Source organism: Sphingomicrobium astaxanthinifaciens, from assembly GCF_022865105.1.
Taxonomy (GTDB): domain Bacteria; phylum Pseudomonadota; class Alphaproteobacteria; order Sphingomonadales; family Sphingomonadaceae; genus Sphingomicrobium; species Sphingomicrobium astaxanthinifaciens.
This window is the reverse complement of record NZ_JAKNYM010000001.1, coordinates 653410-667229: the sequence shown is the minus strand read 5'-3', so window position 1 is coordinate 667229 and position 13820 is coordinate 653410. Positions and strand designations below refer to the sequence as shown.

Below are 13820 nucleotides of genomic sequence, written 5' to 3'. Positions count from 1 at the left end.
ACCGCGCGCGCGGGCAACGCCCAGGCGGGTCCGCGCGTTGTCGCGCCATGGTCGCACGACATCTTCATATCACCGGGAAGGTCCAGGGGGTCTTCTACCGCGCCACCACCAAGCAGGAGGCCGAACGCCGCGGCGTGGCCGGCTGGGTGCGCAATTGCGAGGATGGCAGCGTCGAGGCGCATGTCGAGGGCAGCCGCATCGCGCTCGACGAACTGGTCGACCGGCTGTCCGACGGCCCCCCCGCCGCGCGTGTCGCCGCGGTGGAAGCCGAGGATGTCGATCCGCAGGGCTGCGAGGGCTTCTCCATCAAGCGATGAAGGACTGGGCGCGCCGGCTCAAGCGCGAGGCGCTGGTATTGTGGGTGGCCGCGCGGCACCCGGGCGTGCCATGGCTCGCCAAAGGGGTCGCCGCGCTGGTCGCGGCCTATGCCTTCAGCCCGCTCGACCTGATCCCCGATTTCATCCCCGTCATCGGGCTGGTCGACGACCTGCTGATCGTTCCGGTGGGGGTGTGGGTCGCGCTCAAGCTGGTGCCCAAGGCGCTGCGGGCGCAATTGCGCGCCGAGGCCGCGCTCCTCGCCGAGCGCCCGGTCAGCCAGACCGGGCTGGCCATCGTGATCGCCTTGTGGCTCGCGCTCGCGTACCTCGGCTGGCGCGCGCTCGGCTAGCCGCGTTTGCGCCCGACCAGCGTGCCCTTCTCGCCGCCCTTCCAGAGGTGGAAGTCGATCTCGGGATGCGCCTTTTTCCATCGCCGCGCGACGAGCCGCTCGCCCGGGCGCGCGGCATCGTCGAGCAACACCGTGGCCCCCGGGGCGAGGTGCCCGAACAGCCGCGCGGCGCCGCCGCGGGTCATCGGGTGGATCGTCCAGGGCGGGCCGTCGATGATCATCAGCTCGACCCCGTCCTCGAGCGCGCCGGTGTCGTAGAACAGCCCGGGCCAGTCGTCGTCGATCGGCTTGAGCGCGGCGTGGCGGATCTCGGCCTCGAGCCCGTGCTCGCGCAGCCAGCCGCGGGTCTGGTCGACGAAATCGGCATGCTGGTCGAAGCTCAGGTGGGGGGGGCAGCCGACCTGCTTGAGCGCGGCGGCGATGACGAGGCTCGAGGCGCCGCAACCGAACTCGACTACGCGTTGCGGCCGATGCTCGAGGATGTGGTCGACGATGAGGTGGAGGAAACCGGTATCGGCCTTCCACGAGCCGAGGTTGGGGAGCGCGTCGGGGGCCAGGTCTAGCCGCCGGCACAGTCGCTGCTTCTCGTGCTTCGCCCCGCCTCGCAGGCTCTTGAGAAGGAAGGGCGCGGTGAAGGGGGCGAGCAGCGCGACCGCGGCCCGGTCGGCCCAGCCGACATGGGCGTTGGCGGCATGGTCCCTCGGCAGGAGCCCGGTGGTCTCGCGGCTCGTCACTGGCTGAACGGGTCCGAGACGAGGATCGTGTCGTCGCGCTCGGGGCTGGTCGACAGCAGCGTCACCGGGCAGCGCACAAGTTCCTCGATGCGGCGGACATATTTGATCGCGTTGGCAGGCATGTCGGCCCAGCTGCGCGCGCCCGCCGACGTCTCGGACCAGCCCGGCATCTCCTCGTAGACCGGCTCGATCCTGGCGGTCAGCTGCGCCGAGGCGGGAAGATAGTCATAGTCGGTGCCGTCGATCCGGTAGCCGGTGCAAATCTTCACCGTGTCGAGCCCGTCGAGGACGTCGATCTTGGTCAGCGCGATGCCGTTGATCCCGGTGACCGCGACCGACTTTCGCACCAGCACCGCGTCGAACCAGCCGCACCGGCGCTGGCGGCTGGTCACGGTGCCGAATTCGTGCCCGCGCTCGCCCAGCCGCTGGCCGATCTCGTCGTGCAGTTCGGTGGGGAAGGGGCCCGAGCCGACCCGCGTCGTATAAGCCTTGGTGATGCCGAGCACGGTGCCCGCCGCGTTGGGGCCCATGCCGCTACCCGCGCCGACCGTCCCCGACACGGTGTTGGACGAGGTGACGAAGGGATAGGTGCCGTGGTCGACGTCGAGCATCGTGCCCTGCGCGCCCTCGAACAGGATGCGCTTGCCCGCGCGGCGCGCCTCGTCGAGGTCGCGCCAGACGGGGCGCACGAAGGGGGTGACGAAATCGGCGATCTCGCGCAGCTGGGCCAGCAGCTCGTCCCGGTCGATCGGCGCCTCGCCGAACCCCGCGCGCAGGTGGTCGTGATGCGCGCACAACCGCTCGAAGATCGGCGCGATATGGTCGAGCTCGGCAAGGTCGCAGACGCGAATCGCGCGGCGGCCGACCTTGTCCTCATAGGCGGGGCCGATGCCGCGCCGGGTGGTGCCGATCTTGCCCTTGCTCAATGCATCCTCGCGCAGCGCATCGAGGTCGCGGTGGATCGGCAGGATGAGCGGGGTGTTCTCGGCGATCCACAGGTTCTCGGGGGTGATGTCGACCCCTTGCGCCGAGACCTTCTCGATCTCCGCCTTGAGCGCCCAGGGGTCGAGCACGACGCCATTGCCGATGACGCTCGGCGTGCCACGCACGATCCCGCTCGGCAGCAGCGACAATTTGTAGGTGGTGCCGCCGACGACCAGCGTGTGCCCGGCATTGTGCCCGCCCTGGAAGCGGACCACGAGGTCGGCGCGACTGGCGAGCCAGTCGACGATCTTGCCCTTGCCCTCATCGCCCCACTGGGCGCCAATGACGGTGACGTTGGCCAATTGGCCCTCCCCAAGACTGTTCGGCCCGTGACTAGGGGGGGAAGCCAGCCGCGTCCAGCGACGATTTCGCACAGGGTCGGCGGAACGGACGCGCCGCTCGGCCCTTGTCTGGCACAGGAGGATCGATGACCGACGACCAGCCCATGCTCACCCTCAATGACGGCCGCCGGATGCCGCAGCTCGGGTTCGGCACCTACAAGATCGCGCAGGACGCGGCGCAGGCGGCGGTGCGCACGGCGCTCGAGGTCGGCTACCGGCTGGTCGACACCGCCGCCATCTACGCAAACGAACGCGGGGTGGGCGCGGGGCTGGAGGGTCGCGACGACGTCTGGCTGACCACCAAGATCTGGAACGACGACCAGGGCCATGCCGCCGCCAAGCGCGCCCTTGGCGACTGCCTCGACCGGCTCGGGCGCGCGCGGGTCGACCTCCTGCTGATCCACTGGCCCTGTCCCGACAAGCACCGGTTCCTCGACACCTGGAAGGCGTTCATCGAGCTGCGCGAGGAGGGACGCGCGCGCTCGATCGGCGTGTCCAACTTCCGCGCGCAGGAGCTTGAACTGATCGTCGGCGAAACCGGCGTCGTGCCCGCGCTCAATCAGGTCGAATGCCACCCCACCTTCCAGCAGCGCGAACTGCGGGCGCTTCACGAGGAGCTCGGCATCTGCACCCAGAGCTGGTCCCCGCTCGGGCGCGCGCGTTATTTCGACGATCCGGTGCTGTCGTCGATTGCGAGCGAGACCGGCCAGCCGGCGGCGGCGGTGGTGCTGCGCTGGCATCTCCAGCACAAATTGTCGGCTATCCCCAAGGCCTCGGGGCGAGCGCATATGGCGGACAATTTCGCGGCCACGCGCCTTGCGCTGAGCGAAGAGCAGATGGTGCGAATCGATGCGATGGACCTTGGCGAGGACGGCCGGATGGGACCCGATCCGGCCGACTTCTGCTGAGGCCTCTAGCTGCCGCGCAGGGCGCGCGACCGCGCGGCGGCTGATCAGTCGAAGCGCAGCGGGACGACGCGCTTGACGTCGGGGATCTGGCGCAGCGCCTTGAGCAGCCGGTCGGTCGGTTCGCTGTCGATCGCCACCAGCGCGAGCGCCTCGCCGCCGATGTCGCGGCGCCCCAGCGCGAAGGTGGCGATATTGACCTCGGCATCGCCCAGCGTCGAGCCGAGCGAACCGATGAAGCCGGGTGCATCTACATTGACGAGGTAGAGCATCGGTCCGGTCAGCTCGGCCTCGACGATCACCCCGAACATCTTGACCAGCCGCGGGTTGTCGGCGCCGAACAGCGTCCCCTCGACGGCGCATTCGCTGCCGTCCTTCAAGGTCGCCTTGACGCGGACGAGCGTGTGATAGTCGCCCTCGTGGCTGTGCCGGACCTCGGACACGTCGAGCCCGCGATCCTTGGCCAGCACCGGCGCATTGACCATGTTCACGCTGTCCGAATAACTGCCCATCAGCCCGGCGAGCACGGCGCCCGAGATCGGGGTGATGTTGAGCTCGGCGGCGGCGCCCTCGACCTCGACCGCGATAGCGCAGACCTCCTCGCCGAGCACCTGCCCGACGAGGCGCCCGAGGTTGGTGGCAAGCCCCATGTAGGGGCGTACACGCGGCGCCTCCTCGGCGCTGATCGAGGGCGAGTTGAGGGCGTTGGTGATGCCGCCGAGCAGCAGGTAGTCGGCCATCTGCTCGGCGACCTGGATGGCGACGTTGACCTGCGCCTCGGTGGTGGCGGCGCCAAGGTGCGGGGTGGCGATGAAACCGGGGGTGCCGAACAGCGGGTTGTCGGTCGCCGGTTCCTCCTCGAAGACGTCGAGCGCGGCGCCCGCGACATGCCCGCGCTCGAGCAGGTCCTTGAGGGCTTCCTCGTCGACCAGCCCGCCGCGCGCGCAATTGACGATGCGCACCCCCGGCTTGGTCTGCTCGAGCCGCTCGCGCGACAGGATGTTGCGCGTGTCGTCGGTCAGCGGGGTGTGCAGCGTGATGAAGTCGGCGCGCTTGAGCAGGTCGGCGAGTTCCACTTTCTCGATCCCGAGATCGAGCGCGCGTTCGGGGGTGAGGAACGGGTCGTAGGCGATCACCTTCATCCGCAGCCCCTGCGCCCGGCTGGCGACGATCGAGCCGATGTTGCCGGCACCGATGAGCCCGAGCGTCTTGCCGCTCAGCTCGACCCCCATGAAGCGCGATTTTTCCCATTTGCCCGCCTGCGTCGAGGCATCGGCGGCGGGCAGCTGGCGGGCCAGCGCGAACATCAGCGCGATGGCATGTTCGGCGGTGGTGATCGAATTGCCGAAGGGGGTGTTCATGACGACGATGCCGCGGCCGGTGGCGGCGGTGACGTCGATATTGTCGACGCCGATGCCGGCGCGGCCGATCACCTTGAGGCGGTCGGCGGCGGCGAGGATCCTGGCGTCGGGGCGGGTGGCCGAGCGCACGGCGAGCCCGTCATAATCGCCGATGATGCGCTCGAGCTCGTCGGGCGACAGGCCGGGCTTCTCGTCGACCTCGATTCCGCGCTCGCGAAAGATCGCGGCGGCACGGGGATCCATCTTGTCGGCGATGAGGACTTTGACGGTCATGCAGCGTCCCTTTCCCTGTGGGCTTGGCTCCGCATGCGAGGCGGAAACGGGTGGTCGGTCAGCGAGCGAGCGGGCCGGGGCCCGGTCGCTTATCCCCTAGGCGGTCTTGGCCCAGGCCCAATCGAGCCACGGCCCGAGCTTGTCGATATCGGCGGTGTCGACGGTGGCACCGCACCAGATGCGCAGCCCCGCGGGGGCGTCGCGATAGGCTCCGAAATCATAGGCCACGCCCTCGTCCTCGATCAGCTTGACGATCGCCTTGGCGCGTTCGGGCGGACCGTCGACGGTCAGGCAGACACCGGTGCGGCTGCGGATCGCGGGGTCGGGGCACAGGTGGTGGAGCCAGTCGCGCGCCGCGACCAGCCGGTCGACCGCGGCGGCGTTCGCCTTGGCGCGTTCGATCATCGCGTCGAGACCGCCGATCCCGCGCGCCCATTCGAGCGCGACGATCGCATCCTCGACGCACAGCATCGAGGGAGTGTTGATCGTCGCCCCGGTGAAGATGCCCTCGTTGAGCTTGCCGCCCTTGGTGAGGCGGAACAGCTTGGGCAGCGGGCGCTCGGGGCGGAAGCTCTCGAGCCGTTCGACCGCCCGCGGGCCGAGGATCAGGACCCCGTGCGCCGCCTCGCCGCCGAGGACCTTCTGCCAGCTGAAGGTGGCGACGTCGATCTTGGCCCACGGCAGGCGGTGCGCGAACACCGCGCTGGTCGCATCGGCGAAGGACAGCCCCTCGCGATCGTCGGGGATCCAGTCGCCGTCGGGCACGCGCACCCCCGAGGTGGTGCCGTTCCAGGTGAACAGCACGTCGGTCGACCAGTCGACCTCGTCGAGGTGCGGCAGGTCGCCATAGTCGGCCTCGATCGCGATCGGGTCGAGCCGCAGTTGCTCGATCGCGTCCTTGACCCAGTCCTTGCCGAACGCTTCCCAGCCCATCGCGGTGACGCGCCGCGCCCCGAGCATCGTCCACATCGCCATTTCGAAGGCGCCCGTGTCCGAGCCCGGGACGATGCCGATGCGGTGGCTGTCGGGCAGGTCGAGCAGGTCGCGCATCATCGCGATGCAATGCGCGAGCCGCGCCTTGTTGTGCGCGCTGCGGTGCGAGCGCCCGAGCCCCTCGAGCGCGAGGCGGTCGGGGCGCCACCCCGGCGGCTTGGCGCAGGGGCCCGAGGAAAAATGCGGGCGAGCCGGGCGGACGTCGGGCTTGTTCATCATGTCACTCCCCTTACAGAGAGAAGCGCCGCGTTGGGGCGGCGTGTCCCGACCCCTCGATAGGCTGCTTTAGGCGGCAGCGGAACCCGGCAAAACGAACGGGTGAATCTTTGACAAAAACCGCAGTTTGCTCCGTTTAATCGACATTAAAAAATTAATCTAACGCAAATGGTGCCTCAACTCGTCGCTTCGTCTCAACAACTCGTCCGGGAATAGGGAACGATGACTTGAGTTTCTTAACCAAAGCGCGACAGGGTCAGCCTCGACAAAGCGCTGTGATCCATCACGGCGAGAGCGGGGAAGCATGGGGGCTTCCTGACATGATAGGGCGGTTCCTCCTTGGGGGGAGGGAGCGCATGAGGAACTGGAGCGGGCGGAACAATGGCTTTCAAGTCGATTCGAAAGGGCGGGCTTTTTCGCGATCGCGAAATTTTCCTGCGCGATGGTGACAAGGTGTCGCGGCTGAAGGTCTCGGCGATCTCGCAGATCTTCGCCATCGCCATGGTGTTCGGGCTGACCAGCTGGTCGGGCTTTGCCACCGCGCAGCTGCTCAACGAGCGCGAAGAGGTGATGAGCCTCGAGCAGGAACTGGCCTTCCACGAGCGCGTCGAGACCCGCCAGCGGGTGCTCGCGGCGATGGCCAACCGGCTGCTCGACGAGCGCTACGCCGCGCAGGTCAAGGAACTCGAGGAACTGGGCGTGGCCGACCGCGTCGATGGTGTCGGCGGCCCGCTCGAGGCGGCGGCCGAGGGCGACGAGACGTTCGCGCAGTTGTTCCAGAGCTGGAAACGCCTCGACAATCTGCAGGACGGGGCGATCGCCGTGCCGTCGGCCAAGCCCGTCGAGGCGGCGCGCCTGACCTCGAGCTACGGGACGCGTACCGACCCCTTCAAGAAACGTCGTGCCCGCCACGCCGGCATCGACCTTGCCGGTCCGATCGGCACCCCGATCCTCGCCACCGCCGACGGGGTCGTGAAGCGCGCCGGCTGGAACTCTGGCGGCTACGGCAACCTCATCGAGATCGACCACGGCAACGGCATCATCACCCGCTACGCCCACCTGTCCAAGGTGCAGGTGCAGCGCGGCGAGCGCGTGACCCGCGGCGAGCAGATTGGCAAGATGGGCTCGACCGGCCGCTCGACCGGCAGCCACCTCCACTACGAAGTCCGCATCGACGGGCGCTCGGTCAACCCGATCCCCTTTATGGAATCGACCGATTACCTGATCGCCATGCGCGATGGCGGCGACGGCGAGATGATGCACGCCATCGGCGGCTCGAAGTAAGCGCTTCGACCATCACGAAATCGCGAAGGGCGGTTGCCGGGGGCAGCCGCCCTTCTTACATCGGGGCCATGGATACACCGCTTCTCACTCCCAAGGCGGCCGCGCGCGTCAAGGCGATCGCCGACAAGCAGGGCAAACCTGCGATGCTGCGGCTCGGCGTCGACGGCGGCGGCTGCGCGGGCTTTACCTATCGCTTCGAACTGGGCGAGCCCGAGGAAGGCGACGTGACCAGCGAGACCGACGGGGTGACGCTGCTGGTCGACGCGGTCAGCCTCGATTTCCTCAAGGGAAGCGCGGTCGACTATGTCGAGAATCTCGGGGGCGCGAGCTTCCAGGTGACCAACCCGCAGGCGGCCTCGGGCTGCGGCTGCGGCTCGAGCTTCTCGATCTGATGCCGAGCGTCGTTTCGTTCAACATCAATGGCATTCGCGCGCGGCTCGAGCGGCTGACCGAATATCTCGCCAAGGAACAGCCCGACATCATCTGCCTGCAGGAGCTGAAGTCGGCCGACGAGACGCTGCCGAAAAAGGCGTTCGAGGAGGCGGGCTACCCCGGCGTCTGGCACGGGCAGAAGGGGTTCAACGGGGTCGCGATCCTCGCCCGGGGCGAGGCGCCCGAGCTGGTGATGAAGGGGCTCCCCGACGATCCCAACCCCGACCAGTCGCGCTACATCGAGGCCAAGGTGAAGGGGATCACGGTCGCGTCCATCTACCTGCCCAACGGCAACCCGATCGGCACCGAGAAATTCACCTACAAGCTCGACTGGATGGAGCAGCTACGCCGCCGCGCCGCCGACCTGATGGCGAGCGAGACCCCGGTGGTGCTGGCGGGCGACTACAATGTCATCCCCGAGGACCGCGACACCTTCTCGCGTTCGGCGATGAAGAACGACGCGCTGTTCCAGCCCGAAAGCCAGCAGGCGTTTCGCCGCATCGTCCACCAGGGCTGGACCGATGCGCTGAGGAGCTTTCACCCGCACGAGCCCAAGCTCTACACCTTCTGGGACTACCAGCGCGGCGCGTGGCAGCGCGACGCGGGATTTCGCATCGACCACCTGCTGTGCAGCCCGTCGGCGGCCGACCGGCTGACGGGCGCGGGGGTGCACAAATGGGCGCGCGGCGAGGAAAAGGCGTCCGATCACGCCCCCGTCTGGGCCACGCTGGCGGACTAGGGGCGGGCTAGGGTCAAACGGGGCGCTAGAGCGCTTTTTGGTAGACGCGGTAGGTATGGTTGGTGCCCGCGCCGGGCAGTTGGGCAATGCTCATCATCCCCTGGTTGTCCTCGAGCACCCAGCCGAATTCGCCGAAGTTGATGCCATATTTGTTGACGCAAACGCGGCGCGTATATTCGATCATCATGAAGGCGAGCTGGCTCGCCATGCGCCCCTTCTGGTGCGACTTGCGCACCCCCATCAGCGGCACGCGCACCCGGCGCGTATAGGGCTTGCGCAGCCGCCACAGCAGCTTGGCCCAGCCAAAGGGGAAGAGCCTGCCGTCGAGGTCGGCGATTAGTTCGTTGATGTCGGGGATGGTCAGCATGAAGGCGACCGGTTCGCCGTCGACCTCGGCGATCTTGACGAGGTCCTCGACGATGATCGGTTTCAGCTTCTTGCCCGCCTGGGCGATCTCGGCATCGGTCAGCGGGATATAGCCCCAATTGTCCGACCAGGCGTCGTTGAGGATATCGAGGATGATCGCCGCTTCCTCGTCGAACCTCGACTTGTCGACGTCGCGGATGACGATGCGCGGGTTCTTCTCGCCCAGCTTGATGAGCTTGTCGATCACCGGGATCATGTCGATCCGGATGTCGAGCGCGAAGGTGAGGAGGTCGCGGATCTTCGCATAGCCCGCGGCCTCGACCCAGCGCTGGTAGACGGGTCGGTGATGGCCCATCATGACCATCGGGGGTTCCTCGAACCCCTCGATCAGCAGGCCGGGTTCGTCCCAGATCGACAGCGAGAAGGGGCCCACCACGCTCGTCATGCCCTGCGCGCGAAGCCAGTCCTCGGCGGCGGCGATCAGCGCGGCGGCGGTCTCGGCGTCCTTGGCCTCGAACAGGCCCCAATGGCCCTGCCCCGGATAGCGCTCGGCCCACAGGTGGTCGACATGCGCGCTGATGCGCCCGACCACCTCCTCGCCGCGGCGGGCGAGGAAGAGCTGCAGGTCGCCGTGCGCGAACCAGGGGTTGGCCCGCGGATCGAGCAAGGCCCGGACCTCGGCCTTCAGCGGCGCGACCCAATGGGGGTCGTCGGCGTAGATCGCCCATGGCAGGTCGATGAAGGCGGCCCGATCGGCGCGGCCGCGAACGGGAGTGACGGAAAGGCTCTTCGACATCGCTTCCTGCGCTACCGCTCCGCAACGACTTTGTCATCCTAGCTTCAGGTTGGTTTCGCTAAAAAACGCACCGATCGCGCGCCCGCCATCATGGTGCCGCATTTGGCGAAGAAAGGCGCGAGGAAGCGACAGAAGCAGCATGACGTTCGAGACCAAATCCTTCGCCCCCGACGAGACGGGCTTCATCGCGCTGGGCGCGCCCTCGCGTACGCGCGTGCGCGCGAGCAAGGCGCCGGCCGGCAACGACGACAAGGCGATGCTCAAGGCCGCCGCGCAGCTGACCCGCGATCTCAACCGCCCCGATGCGCGCATCTACTGGGCCGATCTCCTCGCCTCGGTGCTGCTCGGCTATGGCGCGCTGGTCGCCGCGATCCTTGCCGGGCCGATCGGGTTCAAGCTCGCCTTTGGCGCGGTGGCGACGCTCGCGCTCTACCGCGCCGGTAGCTTCATCCACGAGATCGCGCATATCAAGAAGGGCGACCTGCCCTATTTCCGGCTGGTCTGGAACATGCTCGTGGGGGTGCCGCTGTTCGCGCCCTCCTTCATGTACGAAGGCGTACACAACCAGCATCACGCCAAGACCAAGTTCGGCACCATCGACGATCCCGAATATCTGCCGCTGGCCTCGATGAAGCCGTGGAGCCTGCCCGTCTTCATGCTGTTCGGCACGCTCGCGCCGGTGCTGCTCCTGTTCCGCTTCGCGCTGCTCGCCCCCTTGAGCTTCTTCTCCGCCGCGCTGCGTCGGCAGGTAGTCGAGAAATATTCGGGGCTGCAGATCAATCCCGATTTCCGCCGCGCCTGGCCCGAGGGCGAGTTCGCGCGCCAGTTCACCTACCAGGAAGTGGGCGGGGTGCTGTGGAGCTGGGCGCTGATCGGCGCCGTTGTCGCCGGGCTCGTCCCCGTCTCGGCGTTCGTGACCTTCATGCTCGTCGCCTGCGCGCTGATGGGGCTCAACCAGCTGCGCACGCTGGTCGCGCACCTGTGGGAAAATGACGCGCGCCAGCCGGTCAGCGTGACCGAGCAGTATCTCGACAGCGTCAACGTGCCGCCGCCCAACATGCTTTCGGCGCTGTGGGCGCCGGTGGGGCTGCGCTACCATGCGCTCCACCACCTGCTGCCGGGGGTGCCCTACCATAACCTCGGCAAGGCGCATCGCCGGCTGAGCGAGGAGCTGGAGGCGGGCTCGGCCTATCATCGGACGAGCGCGACCGGGCTGTGGCCGCTCGTCGCCAACCTCGCGCGGCAGACCTTCGCGCGCCGCTAGGGCGCGCTGCCTGTCATTCTTCCGATCGGATGAGGATCGCTTCGCCCAGCGCGGCGAAGAGGATCACCGGTCCCCACGTCGCCAGCATCGGCGAATAGACCCCCGCATTGCCCATCGCGAGGCTGAAGTTGTCGGCGACGAAATAGGCGAAGCCGAGCGCCATCCCGATCACCGCGCGCAGCAGGAGCTGGCCCGACCGGGCGAGCCCGAAGGCGGCGACCGCGGCGAGCAGCGGCATGAGGATGGTCGAGACCGGACCGGTGATCTTGTGCCACCAGCCGGCCCGCGCCGCGGTGGTCGACAGTTGCGCCGCCTCGAGGTCGGCGATGGTGCGCCCGAGGGTGACGATGTCGAGCGCCTCGGGGTCGACCTTGGCGAGCCGGAACTGGGCCGGCCCGATCCCCGGCAGCGCGGTCTCGCGCGCCGTCTCGGTGACAAGGTTCATCCCCGCGTCGTAGCGGCGCACCCCCTCGAGCATCCAGCGGTCGCCATGGGGCAGCGCGCGATCGGCCTCGACGATCCGCGCCACCGTGCCCGCCTCGCGCTCGTAGAGGGTGAGGTCGGTGATCTGGAAGTCGGGCCCGCGCCCCGAGGCCTGCCGGGCGTGGACAAGGGTGCCGTCCTGCGCGAGCCAGACATTGGTGTAGACCCCGGTATCGGGGGGGATCGGCTCGTAGTCGCTGTCCTTCCAGGCGTTGATGACGCGCGCGGAATCGACCACCACCGCCTCGTTGAAGGCGAACAATAGCGCGCCGAGACCGGCGGCGGCGATGATGAGCGGGGCGAGGATCTGGTGCGCCGACAGCCCCGCCGCCTTCATCGAGATCACCTCGCTGTGCTGGTTGAGCCCGGCAAAGGCGATGAGGCAGCCGAGCAGGACCGAGAAAGGCAGGAAACGGCTGACCAGCATCGGCAGCCGCAGCCCCGCGTAGCGCCACAGGTCGGCCTCGCCATTGCCCTCGACCGCGAGGATCTTCCCGCTCTCGCCGAGGAGGTCGAGCATGAGCAGCACGAGCACCAGCGCGACGAGCACGGCAAGGCTGCGCGAGACCATCAGCTTGACCATGTAGAGCGCGAGCCGGCGCGAGGGCATGAAGTCGAGATTGATCACGAGGCGGCGGCCTCCCGCGCGTCACGCGCCGCCTGCCGCCGCGCCAGCGCTCGCGCGCGCGGGTTGGGGAGCAGCTTCTTCACGCCCTTGGCGACCTTGGCGAAGGCGGCCTCGAGCGCGCCGATCGGCTGCCCGCCGGGGCGGTGCGCGATGACATGGTACATCCAGCCGATCAGCACGACGAAGACGACAAAGGGGACATAGAGCGCGAGCTCGGGGTTGAGCCGCCCCTGCGCGCCCGCGCCCTGCGCATATTGGTTGATCTTGTGGTAGGTCACCACCATCACGATCGCCACGAAGATGCCGAGCGAACTGCTCGATCGCTTGGGTGGGACCGCCAAAGCGATCGCCAGCAGCGGCAGCATTAGCATCATGATGACCTCGACGAGGCGGAAGTGGAGGTTGGCGCGGGCCGCCAGTTGCTGCTCGGGATCGGCGCCCGCGGTGAAATAGGCGAGCTGCGCCAGTTCGGGCAGATAGAGTTCGCGGATCTCGTCGAGCCCGCGCGATCGGAAGGCCCCCACCTCGGGCAGCCGGATCGGCAGGTCGTAGCTGTCGAAGGCGAGCGTGCGCGGGGTGGCGAAGCTGGCCTCGTCCTGGATGAGGCGCCCGTCGCGCAGCCGGAAGATGATCGTGTCGGGGTCGTCGGTGGCGAGGAACTCGCCGCGCGCGGCGGTGGCGGCGATGTCCATCTCGTCCGATTTGAGCGCGACGAAGATGCCCGACAGGTCGCTGCCCTCCTCCTCCGACTTGTCGATCCGCAGCGTCAGGTCGTCACCCAGCCGGTTGAACTCGGCGACCTTGATCGAGGCGCCGAGCGTGCCCGAGCGCAGGTCGAAGCGCAGCCCCTCGTAATTGTAGCGCGCATAAGGCTCGACATAGCTGACGATGAAGAGGTTGAGCAGCAGCAGGGCGATCGCGTAGAAATAGGGCACGCGCAGCATCCGCCCGTAGCTCACCCCGATGCCGCGCAGCGCGTCGAGCTCGGACGACAGCGCGAGCCCGCGAAAGGCCAGCAGGATCCCGAGCAACAGCCCGATCGGGATGCCGAGCGCGAAATATTCAGGCAGCATGTTGGCGAGCATCTGCCACACCACGCTGACCGGCCCGCCCGCCGACACCACGAAATCGAACAGCCGCAGCATCTTGTCGAGTACCAGCAGCATCGCGGCGAGCAGCAGGGTGCCCAGCAACGGGATGAAGATGGCCCGGGCCAGATATCGGTCGATCAGCGCCATTTATCTCCCGTTCATCAACCGACCATGAAATTGCCCAATTGGCGGTCATATAGGGCAGCCGGGGCGGGTTCGCGACCCCGCCGAAACGCGCCCCCTGTGCCCATAGCCCGAAAGCC

The 13820-nt window shown here is 68.0% G+C and carries 14 protein-coding genes; 7 read left to right on the top strand and 7 right to left on the bottom strand.

All coding sequences use genetic code 11. From position 1 onward, the window contains the following. The first annotated feature begins 47 nt into the window (after positions 1-47). Positions 48-317 carry an acylphosphatase gene (locus tag L8951_RS03235; RefSeq protein WP_244381553.1) on the top strand — a complete coding sequence of 90 codons (270 nt, stop codon included), beginning with the start codon at positions 48-50 and terminating at the stop codon, positions 315-317. Further along, complete coding sequence (locus tag L8951_RS03230) at positions 314-667, top strand: YkvA family protein (RefSeq protein WP_244381552.1); 354 nt, start codon at positions 314-316, stop codon at positions 665-667. Before L8951_RS03235 ends, L8951_RS03230 begins: the two co-directional genes overlap by 4 nt. On the opposite strand, the gene L8951_RS03225 is transcribed toward L8951_RS03230, so the two are convergent. Then, complete coding sequence (locus L8951_RS03225; protein ID WP_244381551.1) at positions 664-1401, bottom strand: class I SAM-dependent methyltransferase; 738 nt, start codon at positions 1399-1401, stop codon at positions 664-666. The two genes, L8951_RS03230 and L8951_RS03225, sit on opposite strands and share 4 nt — an antisense overlap. Continuing rightward, on the bottom strand, positions 1398-2687 hold the full coding sequence (locus tag L8951_RS03220; protein WP_244381550.1) for an adenylosuccinate synthase: 1290 nt from the start codon (positions 2685-2687) through the stop codon (positions 1398-1400). Before L8951_RS03220 ends, L8951_RS03225 begins: the two co-directional genes overlap by 4 nt. A 125-nt stretch (positions 2688-2812) precedes the next feature. On the opposite strand from L8951_RS03220, the gene L8951_RS03215 reads away from it, so the two are divergent. Next, positions 2813-3634 (top strand): aldo/keto reductase, encoded by an 822-nt coding sequence (locus tag L8951_RS03215; protein WP_244381549.1) that lies wholly within the window; start codon positions 2813-2815, stop codon positions 3632-3634. Positions 3635-3678: 44 nt separating this feature from the next. Here the strand turns inward: L8951_RS03215 and serA are convergent, their stop codons facing one another. Both serA and L8951_RS03205 read right to left on the bottom strand, forming a co-directional pair. After that, complete coding sequence (gene serA, locus L8951_RS03210) at positions 3679-5265, bottom strand: phosphoglycerate dehydrogenase (protein WP_244381548.1); 1587 nt, start codon at positions 5263-5265, stop codon at positions 3679-3681. A 96-nt stretch (positions 5266-5361) separates the two neighbouring features. Next, positions 5362-6477, bottom strand: coding sequence for a phosphoserine transaminase (locus L8951_RS03205; RefSeq protein WP_244381547.1), 1116 nt, complete (start codon positions 6475-6477; stop codon positions 5362-5364). Positions 6478-6927: 450 nt separating this feature from the next. Between L8951_RS03205 and L8951_RS03200 the strand changes: the two genes are divergently transcribed. The 3 genes from L8951_RS03200 to xth all read left to right on the top strand — a co-directional run bounded on the left by L8951_RS03200 (position 6928) and on the right by xth (position 8929). Then, positions 6928-7758, top strand: a complete 831-nt coding sequence (locus L8951_RS03200) for a M23 family metallopeptidase (RefSeq protein WP_244381546.1) — start codon at positions 6928-6930, stop codon at positions 7756-7758. Between the two features lie 68 nt (positions 7759-7826). Then, a complete protein-coding gene (locus L8951_RS03195; RefSeq protein ID WP_244381545.1) occupies positions 7827-8150 on the top strand; it encodes a HesB/IscA family protein in 324 nt (107 codons plus the stop codon). Then, on the top strand, positions 8150-8929 hold the full coding sequence (gene xth, locus L8951_RS03190; protein ID WP_244381544.1) for an exodeoxyribonuclease III: 780 nt from the start codon (positions 8150-8152) through the stop codon (positions 8927-8929). The genes L8951_RS03195 and xth overlap by 1 nt, the downstream gene beginning before the upstream one ends. Before the next feature lie 25 nt (positions 8930-8954). On the opposite strand, the gene L8951_RS03185 is transcribed toward xth, so the two are convergent. Continuing rightward, positions 8955-10091 carry an N-acetyltransferase gene (locus L8951_RS03185; protein WP_244381543.1) on the bottom strand — a complete coding sequence of 379 codons (1137 nt, stop codon included), beginning with the start codon at positions 10089-10091 and terminating at the stop codon, positions 8955-8957. A gap of 139 nt (positions 10092-10230) precedes the next feature. Between L8951_RS03185 and L8951_RS03180 the strand changes: the two genes are divergently transcribed. After that, entirely contained in the window at positions 10231-11355 is a 1125-nt protein-coding gene (locus L8951_RS03180) for a fatty acid desaturase family protein (RefSeq protein WP_244381542.1), read from the top strand. Positions 11356-11368: 13 nt separating this feature from the next. Here L8951_RS03180 and lptG read toward each other — a convergent pair whose 3' ends face one another. Both lptG and L8951_RS03170 read right to left on the bottom strand, forming a co-directional pair. Then, complete coding sequence (lptG, locus tag L8951_RS03175) at positions 11369-12463, bottom strand: LPS export ABC transporter permease LptG (protein ID WP_244381682.1); 1095 nt, start codon at positions 12461-12463, stop codon at positions 11369-11371. After that, entirely contained in the window at positions 12463-13704 is a 1242-nt protein-coding gene (locus L8951_RS03170; RefSeq protein ID WP_244381541.1) for an LptF/LptG family permease, read from the bottom strand. The genes lptG and L8951_RS03170 overlap by 1 nt, the downstream gene beginning before the upstream one ends. Positions 13705-13820: the final 116 nt, after the last annotated feature.

Coding starts and splice junctions, on each gene's coding strand:
- xth (WP_244381544.1), top strand. CDS start 8,150: ATGCCGAGCGTCGTTTCGTTCAACATCAATGGCATTCGCGCGCGGCTC.
- L8951_RS03170 (WP_244381541.1), bottom strand. CDS start 13,704: ATGGCGCTGATCGACCGATATCTGGCCCGGGCCATCTTCATCCCGTTG.
- L8951_RS03230 (WP_244381552.1), top strand. CDS start 314: ATGAAGGACTGGGCGCGCCGGCTCAAGCGCGAGGCGCTGGTATTGTGG.
- L8951_RS03205 (WP_244381547.1), bottom strand. CDS start 6,477: ATGATGAACAAGCCCGACGTCCGCCCGGCTCGCCCGCATTTTTCCTCG.
- L8951_RS03195 (WP_244381545.1), top strand. CDS start 7,827: ATGGATACACCGCTTCTCACTCCCAAGGCGGCCGCGCGCGTCAAGGCG.
- L8951_RS03180 (WP_244381542.1), top strand. CDS start 10,231: ATGACGTTCGAGACCAAATCCTTCGCCCCCGACGAGACGGGCTTCATC.
- L8951_RS03185 (WP_244381543.1), bottom strand. CDS start 10,091: ATGTCGAAGAGCCTTTCCGTCACTCCCGTTCGCGGCCGCGCCGATCGG.
- serA (WP_244381548.1), bottom strand. CDS start 5,265: ATGACCGTCAAAGTCCTCATCGCCGACAAGATGGATCCCCGTGCCGCC.
- L8951_RS03235 (WP_244381553.1), top strand. CDS start 48: ATGGTCGCACGACATCTTCATATCACCGGGAAGGTCCAGGGGGTCTTC.
- L8951_RS03215 (WP_244381549.1), top strand. CDS start 2,813: ATGACCGACGACCAGCCCATGCTCACCCTCAATGACGGCCGCCGGATG.